The following is a 14,812-nucleotide window of genomic DNA, read 5'->3' as shown; positions in this document are numbered from 1 at the left end:
GGCGATGTCCTCCGATGGTGTGGACGCCGGGACGGCGGGTACCGCGGGTGCGGGTGCGGGTGCGGTGGCGCGGATCCACCAGCGTACGCCGTCAGTCGAACGTACGGCGCCGGACGTGGACGGCCTGGAGCAGCCCGAAGGCGATCATGTTGGCGAAGGTGGCCGAACCGCCGTAGGACACGAACGGCAGCGGCAGCCCGGTGATCGGCATGATCCCGACCGTCATCCCGATGTTCTCGAACGTCTGGAACGCCAGCCAGCACACCACGCCCGTGGCGACCAGCGTGCCGAACAGGTCGGCGGCCTGCGAGGCGATCCGCAGCCCGCGCCACATCACCAGGCCCAGCAGCACGATGATCACCGCCGCGCCGACGAAGCCGAGCTCCTCGCCCGCGACGGTGAAGATGAAGTCGGTCTGCTGCTCGGGGACGAAGTGCCCGCCGGTCTGCTCGCCCTGGAACAGCCCCTTGCCGAAGAGGTTGCCCGACCCGATCGCGATGCGGGCCTGCTGGGCGTTGTAGCCGGCGCCGCGGGGATCGGCCGACGGGTCCATGAACGCGGTGAACCGGTCGATCTGGTACTGCTTGAGCAGGCCGAAGAACCACACCGCGAACGCGGTGAGCAGGCCGCCGCCGACCAGCCCGGCGAGCCAGCGCTTCCGGGCGCCGGAGACGGCCAGCATGCCGAGCACGACGGCGGTGAAGACCAGGGTGGTGCCGAGGTCGGGCTGGAGCATGATCAGCGCGGCCGGCAGCCCGGCCAGCGCGAGGGCCAGCAGCACGTCGCGGCGGCCCGGCCCGACCTCGCCGTCGCGCGGCTCGCCGAGCAGCATCGCCAGCAGCACCACCAGCCCGACCTTGGCGAACTCCGAGGGCTGCACCTGGAACCCGCCGCCGATCACGATCCACGAGTGCGAGCCGTTGATCGTCGAGCCGAGCGGGGTCAGCACCGCCAGCAGCCCGGCGCAGGCCAGCCCGTACAGGATCGGGACGTAGGCGCGCAGCAGCCGGTAGTCGAGCACGGTGACCAGCCCGCCGAGCCCGAACCCGATGAGCAGGTTGAGCACGTGCCGCTTGAGCAGGCCCTCGGGGTCCTGGCCCTGGTCGGTCAGGATCTGGAAGGTGGCCGAGCGGACCAGGAACGCGCCGCCCACCGACAGGGCCAGCACGGTCAGCACCAGCATCCAGTCGAGCCGGCGCAGCCCGGCCGCCCGCCGCTGCCAGACCCCGTGCTCGCCGTACCCGCCGAGGGTGCCCGCCGCCCGCCGGTTCATCGGCCCGCTCACCCGGGTCACGGGGCCGCTCCGGCGACGCCCGGCTGCCCGGGCGGACCTGCGACGGCCGGCTGCCCGGGCGGACCTGCGACGGCCGGCTGCCCGGGCGGGGCCGCGGGCAGCCGGCCGTCCTTGAGCATCGGCTTCTTGCCCTTCAGCCCGTACATCGCCTCGTAGATCTCGCGGACGGCGGGCGCGGCGCTCTCACCGCCGGTGCCGCCCTGCGAGATCATCGCCACCACCGCGTAGCGCGGCTTCCCGGCGGGCGCGAACGAGGCGAACCACGAGGTGTCGTCCTTGCCGTAGACCTCGGCGGTGCCGGTCTTGCCCGCCACCGCCACCTTGCCGAAGTCGAAGCCGCGGAACGCGCCGGCCGCGGTGCCCGACTTGGGGACCCCGGCGAGGCCGCCGCGGATGTAGGCCAGCACCTTGGGATCGACCGGGAGCCGCTTGGCCTCGGGCGGCTCGATCCGGCGCGCCACCGAGCCGTCGGGCCGGGCGATGGCCGTGCCGACGCGCGGCACCACCAGCCGCCCGCCGTTGGCCACCGCCGCGTACGCGCGGGTGAGCTGCAACGGCGTCACCAGCACGTCGCCCTGCCCGACCGACAGGTTGGCCGCGTCGCCGGCCCTCCACAGGTAGCCCTCGGCGCAGTTCTCCGAGTCGATCGCCTTGAGGTAGGCGGCCCGCGCCGGGTCGGTCCGCGCGATGTCGGGGTGCCCGTCCTTGGCGCCCTTGCAGGCGGCCTTCCGGGTGGCGTTCCAGTACGACCGCTTCCAGCCGCGGTCGGGGATCCGCCCGGTGGTCTCGCCCGGCAGGTCGATGCCGCTGCGGCTGCCGAACCCCCACTGCCGCGCCATCGCCACCATCGGGTCGGACGGCTTCTTCTTCGGCTTGGTGCCACCGTCGCGCAGCCACTGCTCGTAGGCGAACTTGTAGAAGATGGTGTCGCAGGAGACGACCAGCGCCCGGTGCAGGTCCATCTGCCCGTGCGCCTGGCCCTCGAAGTTCTTGAAGGCGCGGCTGCCGACGTTGAACGAGCCGGGGCACGGGTAGGTGCCGTGCAGGTCGTAGCCGTCGCCGACCGCGGCCGCCACCGAGGAGACCTTGAAGGTCGAGCCGGGCGCGAACTGCCCCTGGGTGACGCGGGAGATGAGCGGCTCGCCCTTCTTCTTGCCGAGCAGCGCGTCGTACTCGTCCTGGGAGATGCCGCCGGTCCAGATGCTCGGGTCGTAGCTCGGGTAGCTGGCCATCGCGACCAGCCGCCCGGTCTGCACGTCCATCACGACCGCCGAGCCGGCGTCGGCCTTGCGGCCCCGCGTCCGGGCGTCCTTGATCGCGCTTTCCAGGGCCTTCTCGGCCGCGCCCTGCACCCCGGCGTCGATGCTGGTGACCAGGTTGCCGCCGGGCGTCGGCGGACGGTCCCGGGCGGTGCCGGTGACCCGGCCCTGGCTGTCGACCACCACCTTGCGCAGGCCGGGCTCGCCGCGCAGCTCGGCGTCGTAGGTCGCCTCCAGCCCGTCGCGGCCGATCAGGTCGACGCCGCTGTAGCCGGTGACCTTCAGGCCCTTGCGCTGGTCGAGCTCGGCCTGGGTGATCGGCTGGAGGTAGCCCAGGGCCTGCGCCGCGCTGGCGCCCTCGGGCCGCGGGTACTCGCGGACGGCCTGGACCGCCGCGGTGACCCCCGGGAAGTCCTCCTGCCGCTCCATGATCTGGAGCGCCCGCTTGGCGCTGACGCGGTCGTCCACCGGGATGGGCTGGTACGGCGACCCCGGCCAGCAGGGGCGCTGGATGCCCGGCCCGCACAGCCGGATCTTCTTCGACAGGTCGTCGTAGCCGGTGCCGAGGACCAGGGCGAGCCGGCCGAGCACCGCCTTCCCGCCGTCCTTCTGCCGCGACAGCGTGGTGCGGTCGACCGACACCACCAGCGCGGTGCGATTGCGGACCAGCAGGCGGCCCTGGTCGTCGAGGATCACGCCGCGGACGGCGGGCACCACGATGTCGCGGGTCCGGTTGTCGGCGGCGACCTGCCGGTAGTGCCGGCCGTCGAGGACCTGCATCGTCCACAGCCGGCCGGCCAGCACCAGCAGCAGCGCCGCGACCAGGACGTACAGGACGACGAGTCGGAAGTGGGTCCTGGAGTTCACAGGCCGCCGCCCCGCCCCGACATCGCACGGTAGCGGGCGGCGGGGACCGCGAAGCGGTCGCGGGAGCGCTCGCCGCGTTCGTACCGGCGGGTGACGCGCAGCACCGCCCAGACGACGAACGGGCTGGCTATGACGTCGTACAGCACCTGGAGCGGGACCATGCCGCTGACGGTGCCCCAGGTGGCCCGCGGGTCGCCGAGCATCATCCCGGTCGCCGCGTACAGGACGGTGCCGGCCAGCGCGCCCGCCGCGACGGCGAAGAACGGCACCAGCGACTGCCGGTCCATCTCGGCCGAGGCCAGCCCGCACACGTACCCGATCAGGCAGTAGACCAGCGCGTAGCGGCCGATGGTGTGGTCGGCGGGCGGGATGATGTCGGCGGCCAGGCCGGCGCAGAACCCGGCGACCATGCCGGTCATCGACCCGCTGACCAGCGCCAGCGCGACCACGGCCAGCAGCACCAGGTCGGGCGTCACCTCGCCGGGCAGCGGCAGCCGGTTGGCGACCGACACCTGGAGGACCAGCGCCACGACGATCACGATGACGGCCAGCGCGTTGCGGCCGGCCGCGGACGGCTCCGGAGCGTTCAGCACATCAGTCCCCCGAGGTCGGTTCGGTGGTCGGGCGGGCCGGGCGGCCCGTGCGGCCCGGCTTCCCGCTCGCCGGGGAGCCCGCCGGGCCGGACGGCCTCGGGCTCGCGGACGGGCTCGGCTTCGCCGGCGCGGGGGGCAGCACGGCATCGCGCGGGTCGGTCTTGGGCGCCGCCACCACGACGGCGACGACGTCGAGGCTGGTGAATCGCACGAACGGGCGGACGTAGGCGGTGCGGGTCAGCCCGCCGGCCGGGTTTCCGATCTCCTCGACCACGCCGACGGGCACGCCCGGGACGTAGGGGCTCTCCCCCTGGGAGCCGAGCGTGACCAGCCGCTGCCCGACCTGGATCGGCGCGTTGGCGTCGAGGAGCTGGAACCGCAGCGGGGTGCGCCCGCCGTTGCCGAGGCCGCGGCGGCCCCGGCCCTGCACGATCCCGATCTCCTTGGAGTCCTCCAGCCGGCTGCCGACCGAGGAGGTGACGTCGGTGGCCAGCAGCACGGTCGCGGTGGCGGGCCCGACCCGGGTGACCCGGCCGACGAGCCCGTCGGCGCTCATCACCGTCATGTCGCGGCGGACGCCGGAGCGGCTCCCCACGTCGATGGTGACGGTGTCCTCGAAGCCCTGCCCGGCGGAGATCACCTGCGCGGCCCGGATCCGGTAGCCGCCGGTGCCCGCCGTGCCGAGCAGCCGGGTGAGCTGCGCGGACCGGTCCTGGTCGAGGTGGCCGGCCCGCAGCCGCTCGCGGAGCCGCTGGTTGTCGCGTTGGAGCCGGTCCGCCCGGCGCCGCTCGCCGGGCGCGTCGGTGATCGCGTCGAGGGTGTTGCCGACCGGCCGCACCACCGCCGCCGAGGCCCGCTCGACCGGGCCGAAGACCGCCGCGCCGACGCCGCGCAGCCCGCCCAGCGGCGAGTGGTCGCCGCCGCGGTAGTCCGCGGTGATCATCGCGAGCGCCGTCACCAGCAGCACGCTGAGGACCACGCGGGTGCGCCGGGTGTCCTTCACCCGCTGACCTCCCGTCTCCGATTCCGCTGGGGCACGACCCCCAGACCTCCGGGGATCGGCCGGCCGGTCCGCGTCTCACCGCGAACGGCCGGCCCCGTGCTGTGGCCGAAGGGGGTCAGTGCCTGCGTTCCGGTACGAGGACCTGCCGGAGCGACTCGAAATCCTCGACGCACTTGCCGGTGCCGAGCACGACCGAGTCGAGGGGGTTGTCGACGAGGTGGATCGGCATGCCGGTCTCCTCGCGGAGCCTCTCGTCGAGGCTCTTGAGCAGTGCGCCGCCGCCGGTGAGGGCGATCCCGCGGTCCATGATGTCGCCGGACAGCTCGGGCGGGCACTTGTCGAGCGTGGTCTTGACCGCGTCGACGATCGCGTTGACCGGCTCCTCGATCGCGCGCCGGACCTCCTCGGCGGAGATCACCACGGTCTTGGGCAGCCCGCTGACCAGGTCACGGCCGCGGATCTCGGCGTGCGGCTCGTCCTTGCCGGCGGGGAACGCCGAGCCGATGGCCATCTTGATCTCCTCGGCGGTGCGCTCCCCGAGCATCAGGGAGTACTCCTTCTTGGAGAAGGAGATGACCGCCTGGTCGAGCTCGTCGCCGCCGACCCGGACGGACTGGCTGGTGACGATGCCGCCGAGGGAGATGATGGCGACCTCGGTGGTGCCGCCCCCTATGTCGACGACCATGTTGCCGGTGGGTTCGTAGACGGGCAGCCCGGCGCCGATCGCGGCGGCCATGGGCTCCTCGATGATGTAGACGCGGCGGGCGCCGGCCTGGTATCCGGCCTCCTTGACGGCGCGCTGCTCCACCCCGGTGATGCCGCTCGGCACCGCCACGACGATGCGCGGCTTGGCGAAGTGCCGGCGCTTGTGCACCTTCTGGATGAAGTAGCGCAGCATCCGCTCGGTCACGTCGAAGTCGGCGATCACGCCGTCCTTCAGCGGGCGGACGGCGACGATGTTGCCCGGGGTGCGGCCGATCATCCGCTTGGCCTCGATGCCGACCGCGACGATCTTTCCGGTGTTGGTGTTGATCGCGACGACGGAGGGTTCGTTGAGGACGATGCCGCGCCCGCGGACGTATACCAGCGTGTTCGCGGTGCCCAGATCGACCGCCATGTCACGGCCAAGAAACGACAGCTTGTTACCCATGAAGAAAGGGAGCCCTTCATGATTCGCGGGCGTGGAGAGCGGCTCCCCCATCGTAACGCGCCGGAGCCGGGCCGGGCAGGTACCCCCCCGCCGCGCGTCGCCTAAATAATGGGGGCTGACCAGGAAAGTTTCGATTAAAAGACACGCGGGCCGGAGATCTCCGGCCCGCGTGTGTCGACCTTGCCCGCACAGGGCGGGCCGGCGTGATCCTCCCCGGGGCCGCCCCCGGGGAGGGGGTCAGCCGAGGTCGGGGAAGAACAGCTTGATCTCGCGGTCCGCCGAGTAGGTGGAGTCGGAGCCGTGCACGATGTTCTCGCCGATCTCCAGCGCGAGGTCGCCGCGGATCGTGCCGGGGGTGGCGCTCACCGGGTCGGTGGCGCCGGCCAGCGCGCGGAACGCCTCGATGGCGCGGGGGCCCTCGACGACCATCGCGATCAGCGGGCCGCCGGTGATGAACTCGACCAGCTCGCCGAAGAAGGGCTTGCTGGAGTGCTCCTCGTAGTGCGCCTCGGCGGTCTCCCGCGCCAGGGTGCGCAGTTCCAGCGCCGCGAGCTTCAGGCCCTTGCGCTCGATCCGGGAGATGACCTCGCCGACGACGCCACGGCGGACGCCATCGGGCTTGACCAGGACAAGAGTGCGCTCGGACACGGGTGATTCTCTCCTCTTACCGGTGGAATGGGGTGGGCGCGCCCCGTCCTACGGGGTCTGGGCCGCTACGGCCCGCACACCACTGCGGGCGAATCCTACCCGGACCGGGGCGGCGGGCGTGCGGTGCGGCCGGCCGCACCGGCGGCCCGCCCGTCATCGCGAGCCGCGCGAAAAGCACCGGGCGGTACGCGCCGGGTGGACGCGGCGGCCTCTGCGGGACGAGCCGCACGACCGGGCCAATGCAGACCGAATTGTCGGAATTGTGAACTGTCTTCGCCGTCCGCCTTTCCCAGCGGACGAAACTCCGGACGGCGAATCCCCGGCAGGCGAATCCCCGGGCGGACGGAATCGCGGCACGGCCGCCGCGGATTCAGCGCGCCGCCGCGGCCTCCGCCTTGCGCCCCATCCACAGGGCCGTGGCCCACAATGCGCCGAACAGGACGCCGAGGAAGAACATCGTCGGCACCATGAACCCGGTCGCGATGATCAGGAGTTGGAGCACCGTCCCCGCCGGAGTCGCCCACGGGAAGCGCAGCATCCCCGCCATCAGCACGCAGACCACCGCGAGCCCGCCGCACACCAGCCCGGCCAGCGCGCCGTCCACGTTCAGCACCGAGACCGCCACCGGGATCGCCAGCGCGATCACGATCGCCTCGCAGGCCAGCACCGCCGACAGCAGCCGCGCGACCGGGTTGGCCGCCCGGCCCCGCACGGAGCCCGCCGCCTCGGTGCGGACCTCGCCCGCCGCGTCGGTGCGGGCGGTCCCGGCGGCCTCGGTGCGGGCGGGGTCCGCCGCCCCGCCGGAGTCCGTGCTCATCGTCCCTCCCCCACGCGCAGCAGGATGCGCGCGTCGCCGACGGTGACCACCGAGCCGGTGATCAGTACTCCGGCGCCCTGGTACTCGCCGGTCTCCTCGGCCAGCCCGATGGCATGGTCGATCGCGTCGTCGAGCCGGTCGGAGGTGTGCACCCGCTCCGGCCCGAAGATCCCCTGGGCCAGCTCGGCCAGCTCCTCGGGCGGCATCGAGCGCGGCGAGGAGCTGCGCGTCACCACCAGCTCGGCCAGCACCGGCTCGAGCTGGTCGAGCACCCCGGCCACGTCCTTGTCGGCGGCCATCGCGAACACGCCGACCAGCCGGGTGAAGGCGAACGACTCGGTGATCGTGGCGACGGACGCCGCCATCCCGGCCGGGTTGTGCGCCGCGTCCAGCACCACGGTCGGGCTCGACCGCACCACCTCCAGGCGGCCGGGCGAGGCCGACCTGGCGAACCCGCTGCGGACCAGGGCCGGGTCGAGCTGGCCCTCGTTCCCGGTGCTGTAGGTCTCCCCCGGGGCGACCCGGGTGGCGGCCTCCAGGTTGGCCTCGCCCTTGGTCGGGGCACCGCTGGCGAACGCCTCGACCGCGGCCAGCGCGGTCACGGCGTTGCTCGCGTGGTGCTCGCCGAACAGCGGGAGGAAGATCTCGTCGTAGCCGCCGTGCAGCCCGCGCAGCTCCATCTGCTGGCCGCCGACCGCGACCTCGCGGCGCAGCACGCCGAACTCGGCGCCCTCGCGCGCGACCGTGGCGCCGGTCTCGGCCACCCGCCGCAGCAGCACCTCGGCGGCCTCCACCGGCTGCCGGCCGATGACCGCGACCGAGTCCGGCTTGATGATCCCGGCCTTCTCGCCGGCGATCTCCTCGATGGTGTCGCCCAGGTACCGGGTGTGGTCCAGCCCGATCGGCGTGATCACCGCCACCGCCCCGTCGGCCACGTTGGTGGCGTCCCAGCCGCCGCCCATCCCGACCTCGACGACCGCCACGTCGACCGGCGCGTCCGCGAAGGCCGCGAAGGCCATCGCGGTCAGCACCTCGAAGAACGACAGCCGTCCCTCGTGCTTGCCGTCGACCAGGTCCACGTAGGGCGAGACGTCCTGGAACGCCTCGACGAACCGCTCCTCGCTGATCGGCTCGCCGTCGATCGCGATCCGCTCCCGCAGCGTGGTCATCTCGGGACTGGTGTAGAGGCCGGTGCGCAGGCCCCGCTCCCGCAGCAGCGCTTCGATCAGCCGCGCGGTGCTCGACTTCCCGTTGGTGCCGGCGACGTGGACGACCGGGTAGGCGCGCTGGGGATCGCCGAGGACGTCGACCAGATCCCGGATCCGGTCGAGCGTGGGATCGATCTCCCACTCGACGCCGCGGCTCATGATGGCGCTGACTGCGCCCTGGTAGTCGAGCGGATCGGTTACCTGGCTCACGACACTCCATGCAGGCGGAAACTGACCTTCGCAGCCTACTCGGCACCGTCCACAGCCCCCGCCCGGCGCCCTGGGAGCGGGTGCCGGACGGACTGGAACCATGGGAGTCGTGAGTACCGACGAGGTGTTCTTCCGCGAATGGAGTGGCCGCGGCCCTGGGGAGGGCCGCAGTGTCCGGCGTGCCCGCCAGTTGGCCGCCGCTCTGGACGTCCTGTCCCCAAGGGCCCCTGTACTGACCGTCGTAGGGTCGAAAGGCAAGGGGACGACCGCCACATACGCCTCCGCCGTGCTCAGCGCCGCGGGTCTACGCGTGTGCACCGTGACGAGTCCCGGCTACCGCAGCAACCGGGACCGGATCAGGATCGACGGCGAGGCCGTTACGGAGGCGGAGCTCCGCTCCTTGGGCGAGCGGCTCGGACAGGCCATGGACGCACTGCCGGCTGACCGTCCGGACGGCTACCTGTCACCGTCCGGCCTGTTCATCCTGGCGGGCGTGCTGCACGCCCGCCGTGTCCGGGCGGACGTCCTCGTGCTGGAGGCCGGCATGGGCGGACGCTCCGACGAGGTCTCGCTCTTCCCGCCGGACGTCGTCGCGATCGCCCCGATCTTCGGCGAGCACCTCGGCGTCCTGGGCGGCTCCGTGACCGAGATCGCCGAGGAGAAGGCGGCCGTCGTCGCCCCGGGCACCCGGGCCGTCCTCTCGGCCCGGCAGCCCGGCCCGGTCGCCGACGTCCTCGCCACGACGGTGCGAGGCATCGCGGGCATCGGGATCGAGCACCCTCCGCAGGCCCCGGCGGAGCCGCCCGCCCTGCCGCGGACCGCGACGGGGCCGCCGACCGGGCCGCTGCCGGATGGGCTGTCGCGCACCGGCGCCGAGCTCGGGGCCGCCGCCGCGCGGCGGCTGCTCGATCTGGCCGGTCGCCCGGCTCCGGCCCCCGAGCGCCTCCGCGCCGTCCTCGCGTCGGTCCGGCTGCCCGGCCGCCTGTCCTGGCACACCGTCCCGGGGACGGAGACGGAGCTGCTGGCCGACTCGGCGATCGACCGCGAGGGGATCTCCGCGGCGCTGTCCGCCGCGCTGAGCCGCTGGGGGGCGCTGGACCACGTCCTGATCTGCCTGCCCGATCACAAGGACCTGGACGGCGCGATCACCGCGCTGCGCGGCCTGCCGGTGACCTACGTGCGGCTGCCGCACGACCACCTGCGCTTCACCCGCCCGCTGCCCGCCGGGTGGCGGGTGCTGGACTCCGGGGCGCTCACGGCGGAGTCCGTCGGCGGGCTCGGGCGGCGGGTGGCGGCGTTCGGCACGGTCTACTTCATCGGGCTGGTCCTGGATCTGGTGGACGCCGGCACCGAGCGGCTCTACGAGTGATCACTTGTGCCGTTCGAGCTCCGGGCGCATCCGGCGCATGAGGTCGGCCATGGCGCCGGTGTCGGGGGACGAGGCGGGCTCGTCCGAGGCCACGATCCCGAACGAGTCCCGGGTCGCCCACGCGCAGTAGAGGTGGACGTCGGCCAGCACGGCGAAGGTGCCGCACATCGCCCGTCCCCCGCCCTTGCCCGGCTCGGCGCCCTCGGCGGTGATGAACGTGCTGGGGCGGGCCTTCTTAAGGAACGCGGCCGGATCGCCGACCTGGCCCGTCCCGCCCATGAACAGAACGGTCTCGAGCCCCTCCGGTCTGGAGGTGTACATGGCGGTGGCCGCGCCCGGGGCGGGCACTCCCCCGGCCCGGACCGCCGCGGCGATGAACGGGTAGGCGGCGCTCGCGACGGGGTCCGCGGCGTCCTTGAGGAGCCCGCCCGCCGCAGGGGCCGCGGCGACCAGCCGCTTCGGCTTGAGGGCGGTCTTCTCCGCCCCCTTGTCGCCGCCGCCGTCGCCCCCCGACCGGAACGCGATCACGGCGACCAGCAGGATGACGGCCAGGGCCGTGCCCGCAATGATCCCGAGCACGATTCCGGGGACGGGCTTGCGAGCCTGCCGCGAGCCGGGCGCGCCGGTATCCCGCAACCCGGGCGGTCCGGGCGACTCCCAGGACGGCAGCGCCTGGACGGCGACGACGGACTGCCCGCCGGCCGCCAGGACGTCCTGGTGCCTGGCCTGCCCGTTCTGGTGCTGCCCGTTCTGGTATCCGTTCTGGTGCTGGCCGTTCGAGGGGGGCGCGATGGCCGAGGGCCCGAGCGGCTGGGGCATCTCCAGCGCCCGCATACCGCCTGTGTCGGACCCCTGGACCTCCTTGAGCGCGGAGGCCAGCCGGGCGGGGCCTGGGCCGAAGTTGGAGACCGTGGCGTCCGGCAACCCGGGACGGCCCTCCTGGACCGGCGCGACACCGGCCGGCGGCGTCCCGCTCCCGGCCGAGGACCACCAGGGCGGCGATCCGCCCCAGGGTGCGGGCGCGACGCCGGCGGAGCCTCCCGGCTCGGGGACGACCGTCACTCGGGGGCCGTGGTCCTCGGCGATCTGCGTGACCTCCAGGTCATCGCCGGGCGGGGGGCCCGGCAGGTCGGGTCGGGGGGGCGAATCGGCCATTGCACTCCCGGGAGTCAAATCAAGCCCAAGGCCAACGGATCAGACGGATCGTAACTCTGACGCGCCGTCCGTGCCGGGGGTTCGGCCGAGGAGGCCGTCGTCCGCCCCGGCGCCGCGGTGACCGGGCGGGGCCTAAAAGGGGGTTCCCGCCGGGATCGGGACACCGGTCACCTGACACCGGGTCATCCCGCACGGCAGGGTGGTCCGAGAGGCGCGCGCAGGGGGAGGACGAGGGCATGGGACGGGTCCTGAGGCGGGCCACCGGCCTGGCCGGCGCGTTCGCGGCCGGCGCGGCGGCGGCGCATCTGGCCGGCGTCCCCCGGCTGGCCCGGCTGACCGCCGACCTCCAGCGCTCCCGTGAGGAGATCCTGGCCAACCGGGAAGAGGAGCGGCGCCGCCTCCGGCGCGACCTGCACGACGGGCTCGGCCCCACGCTCGCGAGCCTCGCCATGTCCTTGGAGGCGGCGCGGCTCACCATGGCGCACGAGCCCGAGCGGGTCGAGCCGCTGCTGTCGGAGCTGCGCGACCAGCTCACGCGGAGCGTCGGCGACCTCCGCGACCTCACCCACGGGCTCCGGCCGCCCGCGCTGGACGATCTCGGGCTGGTCGCGGCGATCGAGTCGGTCGCCGCTGGCTGCTGCGACCGGGTGGACGTCCGGTTCGACGGCGATCCGACCGATCTGCCCGCCGCCACCGAGGTCGCCGCGTTCCACATCGTCCGGGAGGCGCTGGCGAACGTCCGGCGGCACTCGCGGGCCGCCACCGCCCGGGTGCTGCTGACCCGCGGCACCGATCTGAGCCTGATGGTGGCCGACTCCGGCACCGGCCTCCCCGACCCGGTCCGCAACGGCGGGCAGGGCCGCGGCGGTGGCCTGGCCGCGATGCGGGAATGGGCCGCCGAGCTCGGCGGCACCTGCACCGTCTCCTCGCGCACCGGGGGCGGGACGGTGGTGACGGCGCGGCTGCCGCTCGCCGTGCCCCGCTACCATCGGTCTCCGGCAGAACGAGACGGGCGAACATGAGCACAGAGGCCATCCGCGTCCTCATCACCGACGACCACCCGGTGTTCCGGAAGGGGCTGCGCGACCTGTTGCAGGCGCTCGGCGCCGACGTCGTCGGCGAGGCCGAGAACGGGCCCGAGGCGGTCCGGCTCGCCGCCGAACTGCAACCCGACGTCGTGGTGATGGACCTGCACATGCCGGGCGGCAACGGGATCGAGGCCACCCGCACCATCACCCGCACCAGCCCGCGCATCGGCGTGCTGGTGCTGACGATGTTCCGCGACGACGACTCGGTGTTCGCGGTGATGCGCGCCGGGGCCCGCGGCTACCTGCTCAAGGAGTCGGGCGCCGAGGAGATCGCCCGCGCGGTGCGGGCGGTCGCGGCGGGCGAGGCCATCTACGGGCCCGAGATCGCGCGCCGCGTCCTGGCCTACTTCACCGACATGCCCGACCCCAGGCAGGCGGCGTTCCCGCAGCTCACCGAGCGGGAACGGGAGGTCCTGGAGCTGATCGCGCAGGGCCGCAGCAACGCCGAGATCGCCGCCACGCTGTTCCTCAGCCAGAAGACCGTGCGCAACCACGTCTCCAACATCTTCATGAAGCTGCACGTCGCCGACCGCGCCCAGGCCATCGTGATGGCCCGCGAGGCCGGTCTCGGCGACCGCGGCTAGCTCTATTCGATCCCGGCCCGGCATCCTCGCCTGGCGGCTCGGACGCCGACCGTGCTCGGGCGAGCGCGACATCGCTCCGCGATCTGGCCGGTGGGGCTCGCCTCCGGCTTCGACCCTCCGGCCAGGTAGCGCGCTCGCGCAGTGGCCCGAAACACCGAACGCCCCTCCGGGGCTGCCGGAGGGGCGTTCCGATGTTCCGCCGTTCGCGTCCGCTCGGGTCAGGCGGACTTCTCGCGGGGTTCCCGCTTGGCGCGCTCGCGCGGCACCAGGGTCGGGTTGACGTGCTCCAGGACGGCCTCCCTGGTGATGACGACCCGCGCCACGTCCTGGCGGCTCGGGACCTCGTACATCGCCGAGAGGAGGACCTCCTCGATGATCGCGCGCAGCCCGCGGGCACCGGTGCCGCGCAGGATGGCCTGGTCGGCGATCGCCTCCAGGGCGTCGTCGCTGAACTCCAGGTCGACCCCGTCGAGCTCGAACAGCCGGTGGTACTGCCGGACCAGCGCGTTCTTGGGCTCGGTGAGGATGTTGATCAGAGCCTCGCGGTCCAGGTTGTGCACGCTGGTGATCACCGGGAGCCGGCCGATGAACTCGGGGATCATCCCGAACTTCAGCAGGTCCTCGGGCATCACGTCGCCCAGGAACGCCGACGACTCCTCGAAATCGGCCTTGGAGCGGATCACCGCGCCGAAGCCCATGCCCTGCTTGCCCACCCGGGACTCGACGATCTTCTCCAGCCCGGCGAAGGCCCCACCGCAGATGAACAGCACGTTGGTGGTGTCGATCTGGATGAACTCCTGATGGGGGTGCTTGCGCCCGCCCTGCGGCGGCACGCTCGCGGTGGTCCCCTCCAGGATCTTCAGCAGCGCCTGCTGGACGCCCTCACCGGACACGTCCCGGGTGATCGACGGGTTCTCGCTCTTGCGAGCGATCTTGTCGACCTCGTCGATGTAGATGATCCCGGTTTCGGCCTTCTTGACGTCGTAGTCGGCCGCCTGGATCAGTTTGAGGAGGATGTTCTCGACATCCTCGCCGACATAACCTGCCTCCGTCAGCGCCGTGGCGTCCGCGATGGCGAACGGGACGTTGAGGAGTTTGGCGAGCGTCTGCGCGAGCAGCGTCTTGCCCGATCCGGTCGGGCCCAGCAGCAGGATGTTCGACTTGGCCAGCTCGACCGTGTCGTCCCGTCCCGGGTCGCCGGACTGGATCCGCTTGTAGTGGTTGTACACGGCCACCGAAAGCGCCTTCTTGGCCGTGTCCTGCCCGATGACGTAGGAGTCCAGGAACTCGTAGATCTCCCGCGGCTTGGGCAGGCTGTCCCACTTGAGGTCGGAGGTCTCGGAGAGCTCCTCCTCGATGATCTCGTTGCAGAGATCGATGCACTCGTCGCAGATGTACACGCCCGGACCCGCGATGAGCTTCTTGACCTGCTTCTGGCTCTTCCCGCAGAACGAGCACTTGAGCAGGTCACCACCGTCGCCGATGCGTGCCACCCAACTGTCTCCTTTTCGTGGGGCCGGTCCCGAAGGCTCTCGAAGTTGGATTCGACGTTACCGCCTCCAACGGA

Annotated in this window: 13 protein-coding genes; 3 read left to right on the top strand and 10 right to left on the bottom strand. The window is 72.9% G+C overall.

Annotated elements, in window-relative coordinates; genetic code table 11:
- Positions 1–91: 91 nt before the first annotated feature.
- The 8 genes from rodA to QP090_RS36910 all read right to left on the bottom strand — a co-directional run bounded on the left by rodA (position 92) and on the right by QP090_RS36910 (position 8,998).
- Positions 92–1,294, bottom strand: coding sequence for a rod shape-determining protein RodA (rodA, locus tag QP090_RS36945; protein ID WP_329521715.1), 1,203 nt, complete (start codon positions 1,292–1,294; stop codon positions 92–94).
- Entirely contained in the window at positions 1,291–3,420 is a 2,130-nt protein-coding gene (gene mrdA / locus QP090_RS36940; protein ID WP_285944415.1) for a penicillin-binding protein 2, read from the bottom strand. Before mrdA ends, rodA begins: the two co-directional genes overlap by 4 nt.
- Complete coding sequence (mreD, locus tag QP090_RS36935) at positions 3,417–4,013, bottom strand: rod shape-determining protein MreD (protein ID WP_285944414.1); 597 nt, start codon at positions 4,011–4,013, stop codon at positions 3,417–3,419. Before mreD ends, mrdA begins: the two co-directional genes overlap by 4 nt.
- A gap of 1 nt (position 4,014) precedes the next feature.
- The gene (mreC, locus tag QP090_RS36930) at positions 4,015–5,016 is read right to left on the bottom strand and encodes a rod shape-determining protein MreC (RefSeq protein ID WP_285944413.1); all 1,002 of its coding nucleotides are present in this window, start codon (positions 5,014–5,016) and stop codon (positions 4,015–4,017) included.
- 115 nt (positions 5,017–5,131) lie between these two features.
- The gene (locus QP090_RS36925; RefSeq protein ID WP_285944412.1) at positions 5,132–6,166 is read right to left on the bottom strand and encodes a rod shape-determining protein; all 1,035 of its coding nucleotides are present in this window, start codon (positions 6,164–6,166) and stop codon (positions 5,132–5,134) included.
- Positions 6,167–6,403: 237 nt separating this feature from the next.
- The gene (gene ndk / locus QP090_RS36920) at positions 6,404–6,814 is read right to left on the bottom strand and encodes a nucleoside-diphosphate kinase (RefSeq protein ID WP_285944411.1); all 411 of its coding nucleotides are present in this window, start codon (positions 6,812–6,814) and stop codon (positions 6,404–6,406) included.
- 370 nt (positions 6,815–7,184) lie between these two features.
- On the bottom strand, positions 7,185–7,631 hold the full coding sequence (locus tag QP090_RS36915) for a DUF4233 domain-containing protein (protein WP_285944410.1): 447 nt from the start codon (positions 7,629–7,631) through the stop codon (positions 7,185–7,187).
- Positions 7,628–8,998 carry a bifunctional folylpolyglutamate synthase/dihydrofolate synthase gene (locus QP090_RS36910; protein WP_285944447.1) on the bottom strand — a complete coding sequence of 457 codons (1,371 nt, stop codon included), beginning with the start codon at positions 8,996–8,998 and terminating at the stop codon, positions 7,628–7,630. Before QP090_RS36910 ends, QP090_RS36915 begins: the two co-directional genes overlap by 4 nt.
- A gap of 151 nt (positions 8,999–9,149) precedes the next feature.
- On the opposite strand from QP090_RS36910, the gene QP090_RS36905 reads away from it, so the two are divergent.
- Positions 9,150–10,418: a folylpolyglutamate synthase/dihydrofolate synthase family protein gene (locus tag QP090_RS36905; protein WP_349666538.1), complete on the top strand. Its 1,269-nt coding sequence runs from the start codon at positions 9,150–9,152 to the stop codon at positions 10,416–10,418.
- Here QP090_RS36905 and QP090_RS36900 read toward each other — a convergent pair whose 3' ends face one another.
- Positions 10,419–11,573 (bottom strand): hypothetical protein, encoded by a 1,155-nt coding sequence (locus QP090_RS36900; RefSeq protein WP_285944407.1) that lies wholly within the window; start codon positions 11,571–11,573, stop codon positions 10,419–10,421.
- A gap of 236 nt (positions 11,574–11,809) precedes the next feature.
- Between QP090_RS36900 and QP090_RS36895 the strand changes: the two genes are divergently transcribed.
- A complete protein-coding gene (locus QP090_RS36895) occupies positions 11,810–12,595 on the top strand; it encodes a sensor histidine kinase (RefSeq protein WP_285944406.1) in 786 nt (261 codons plus the stop codon).
- The gene (locus tag QP090_RS36890; protein WP_285944405.1) at positions 12,592–13,245 is read left to right on the top strand and encodes a response regulator; all 654 of its coding nucleotides are present in this window, start codon (positions 12,592–12,594) and stop codon (positions 13,243–13,245) included. The genes QP090_RS36895 and QP090_RS36890 overlap by 4 nt, the downstream gene beginning before the upstream one ends.
- A 218-nt stretch (positions 13,246–13,463) precedes the next feature.
- Here the strand turns inward: QP090_RS36890 and clpX are convergent, their stop codons facing one another.
- Positions 13,464–14,738 (bottom strand): ATP-dependent Clp protease ATP-binding subunit ClpX, encoded by a 1,275-nt coding sequence (gene clpX / locus QP090_RS36885; RefSeq protein WP_285944404.1) that lies wholly within the window; start codon positions 14,736–14,738, stop codon positions 13,464–13,466.
- Between the last annotated feature and the right edge of the window lie 74 nt (positions 14,739–14,812).

It is taken from the genome of Actinomadura xylanilytica, from assembly GCF_030283145.1.
GTDB classification, from domain to species: domain Bacteria; phylum Actinomycetota; class Actinomycetes; order Streptosporangiales; family Streptosporangiaceae; genus Spirillospora; species Spirillospora xylanilytica.
The sequence above is the reverse complement of the archived record's forward strand: the minus strand, read 5'-3'. Positions and strand labels throughout refer to the sequence as shown.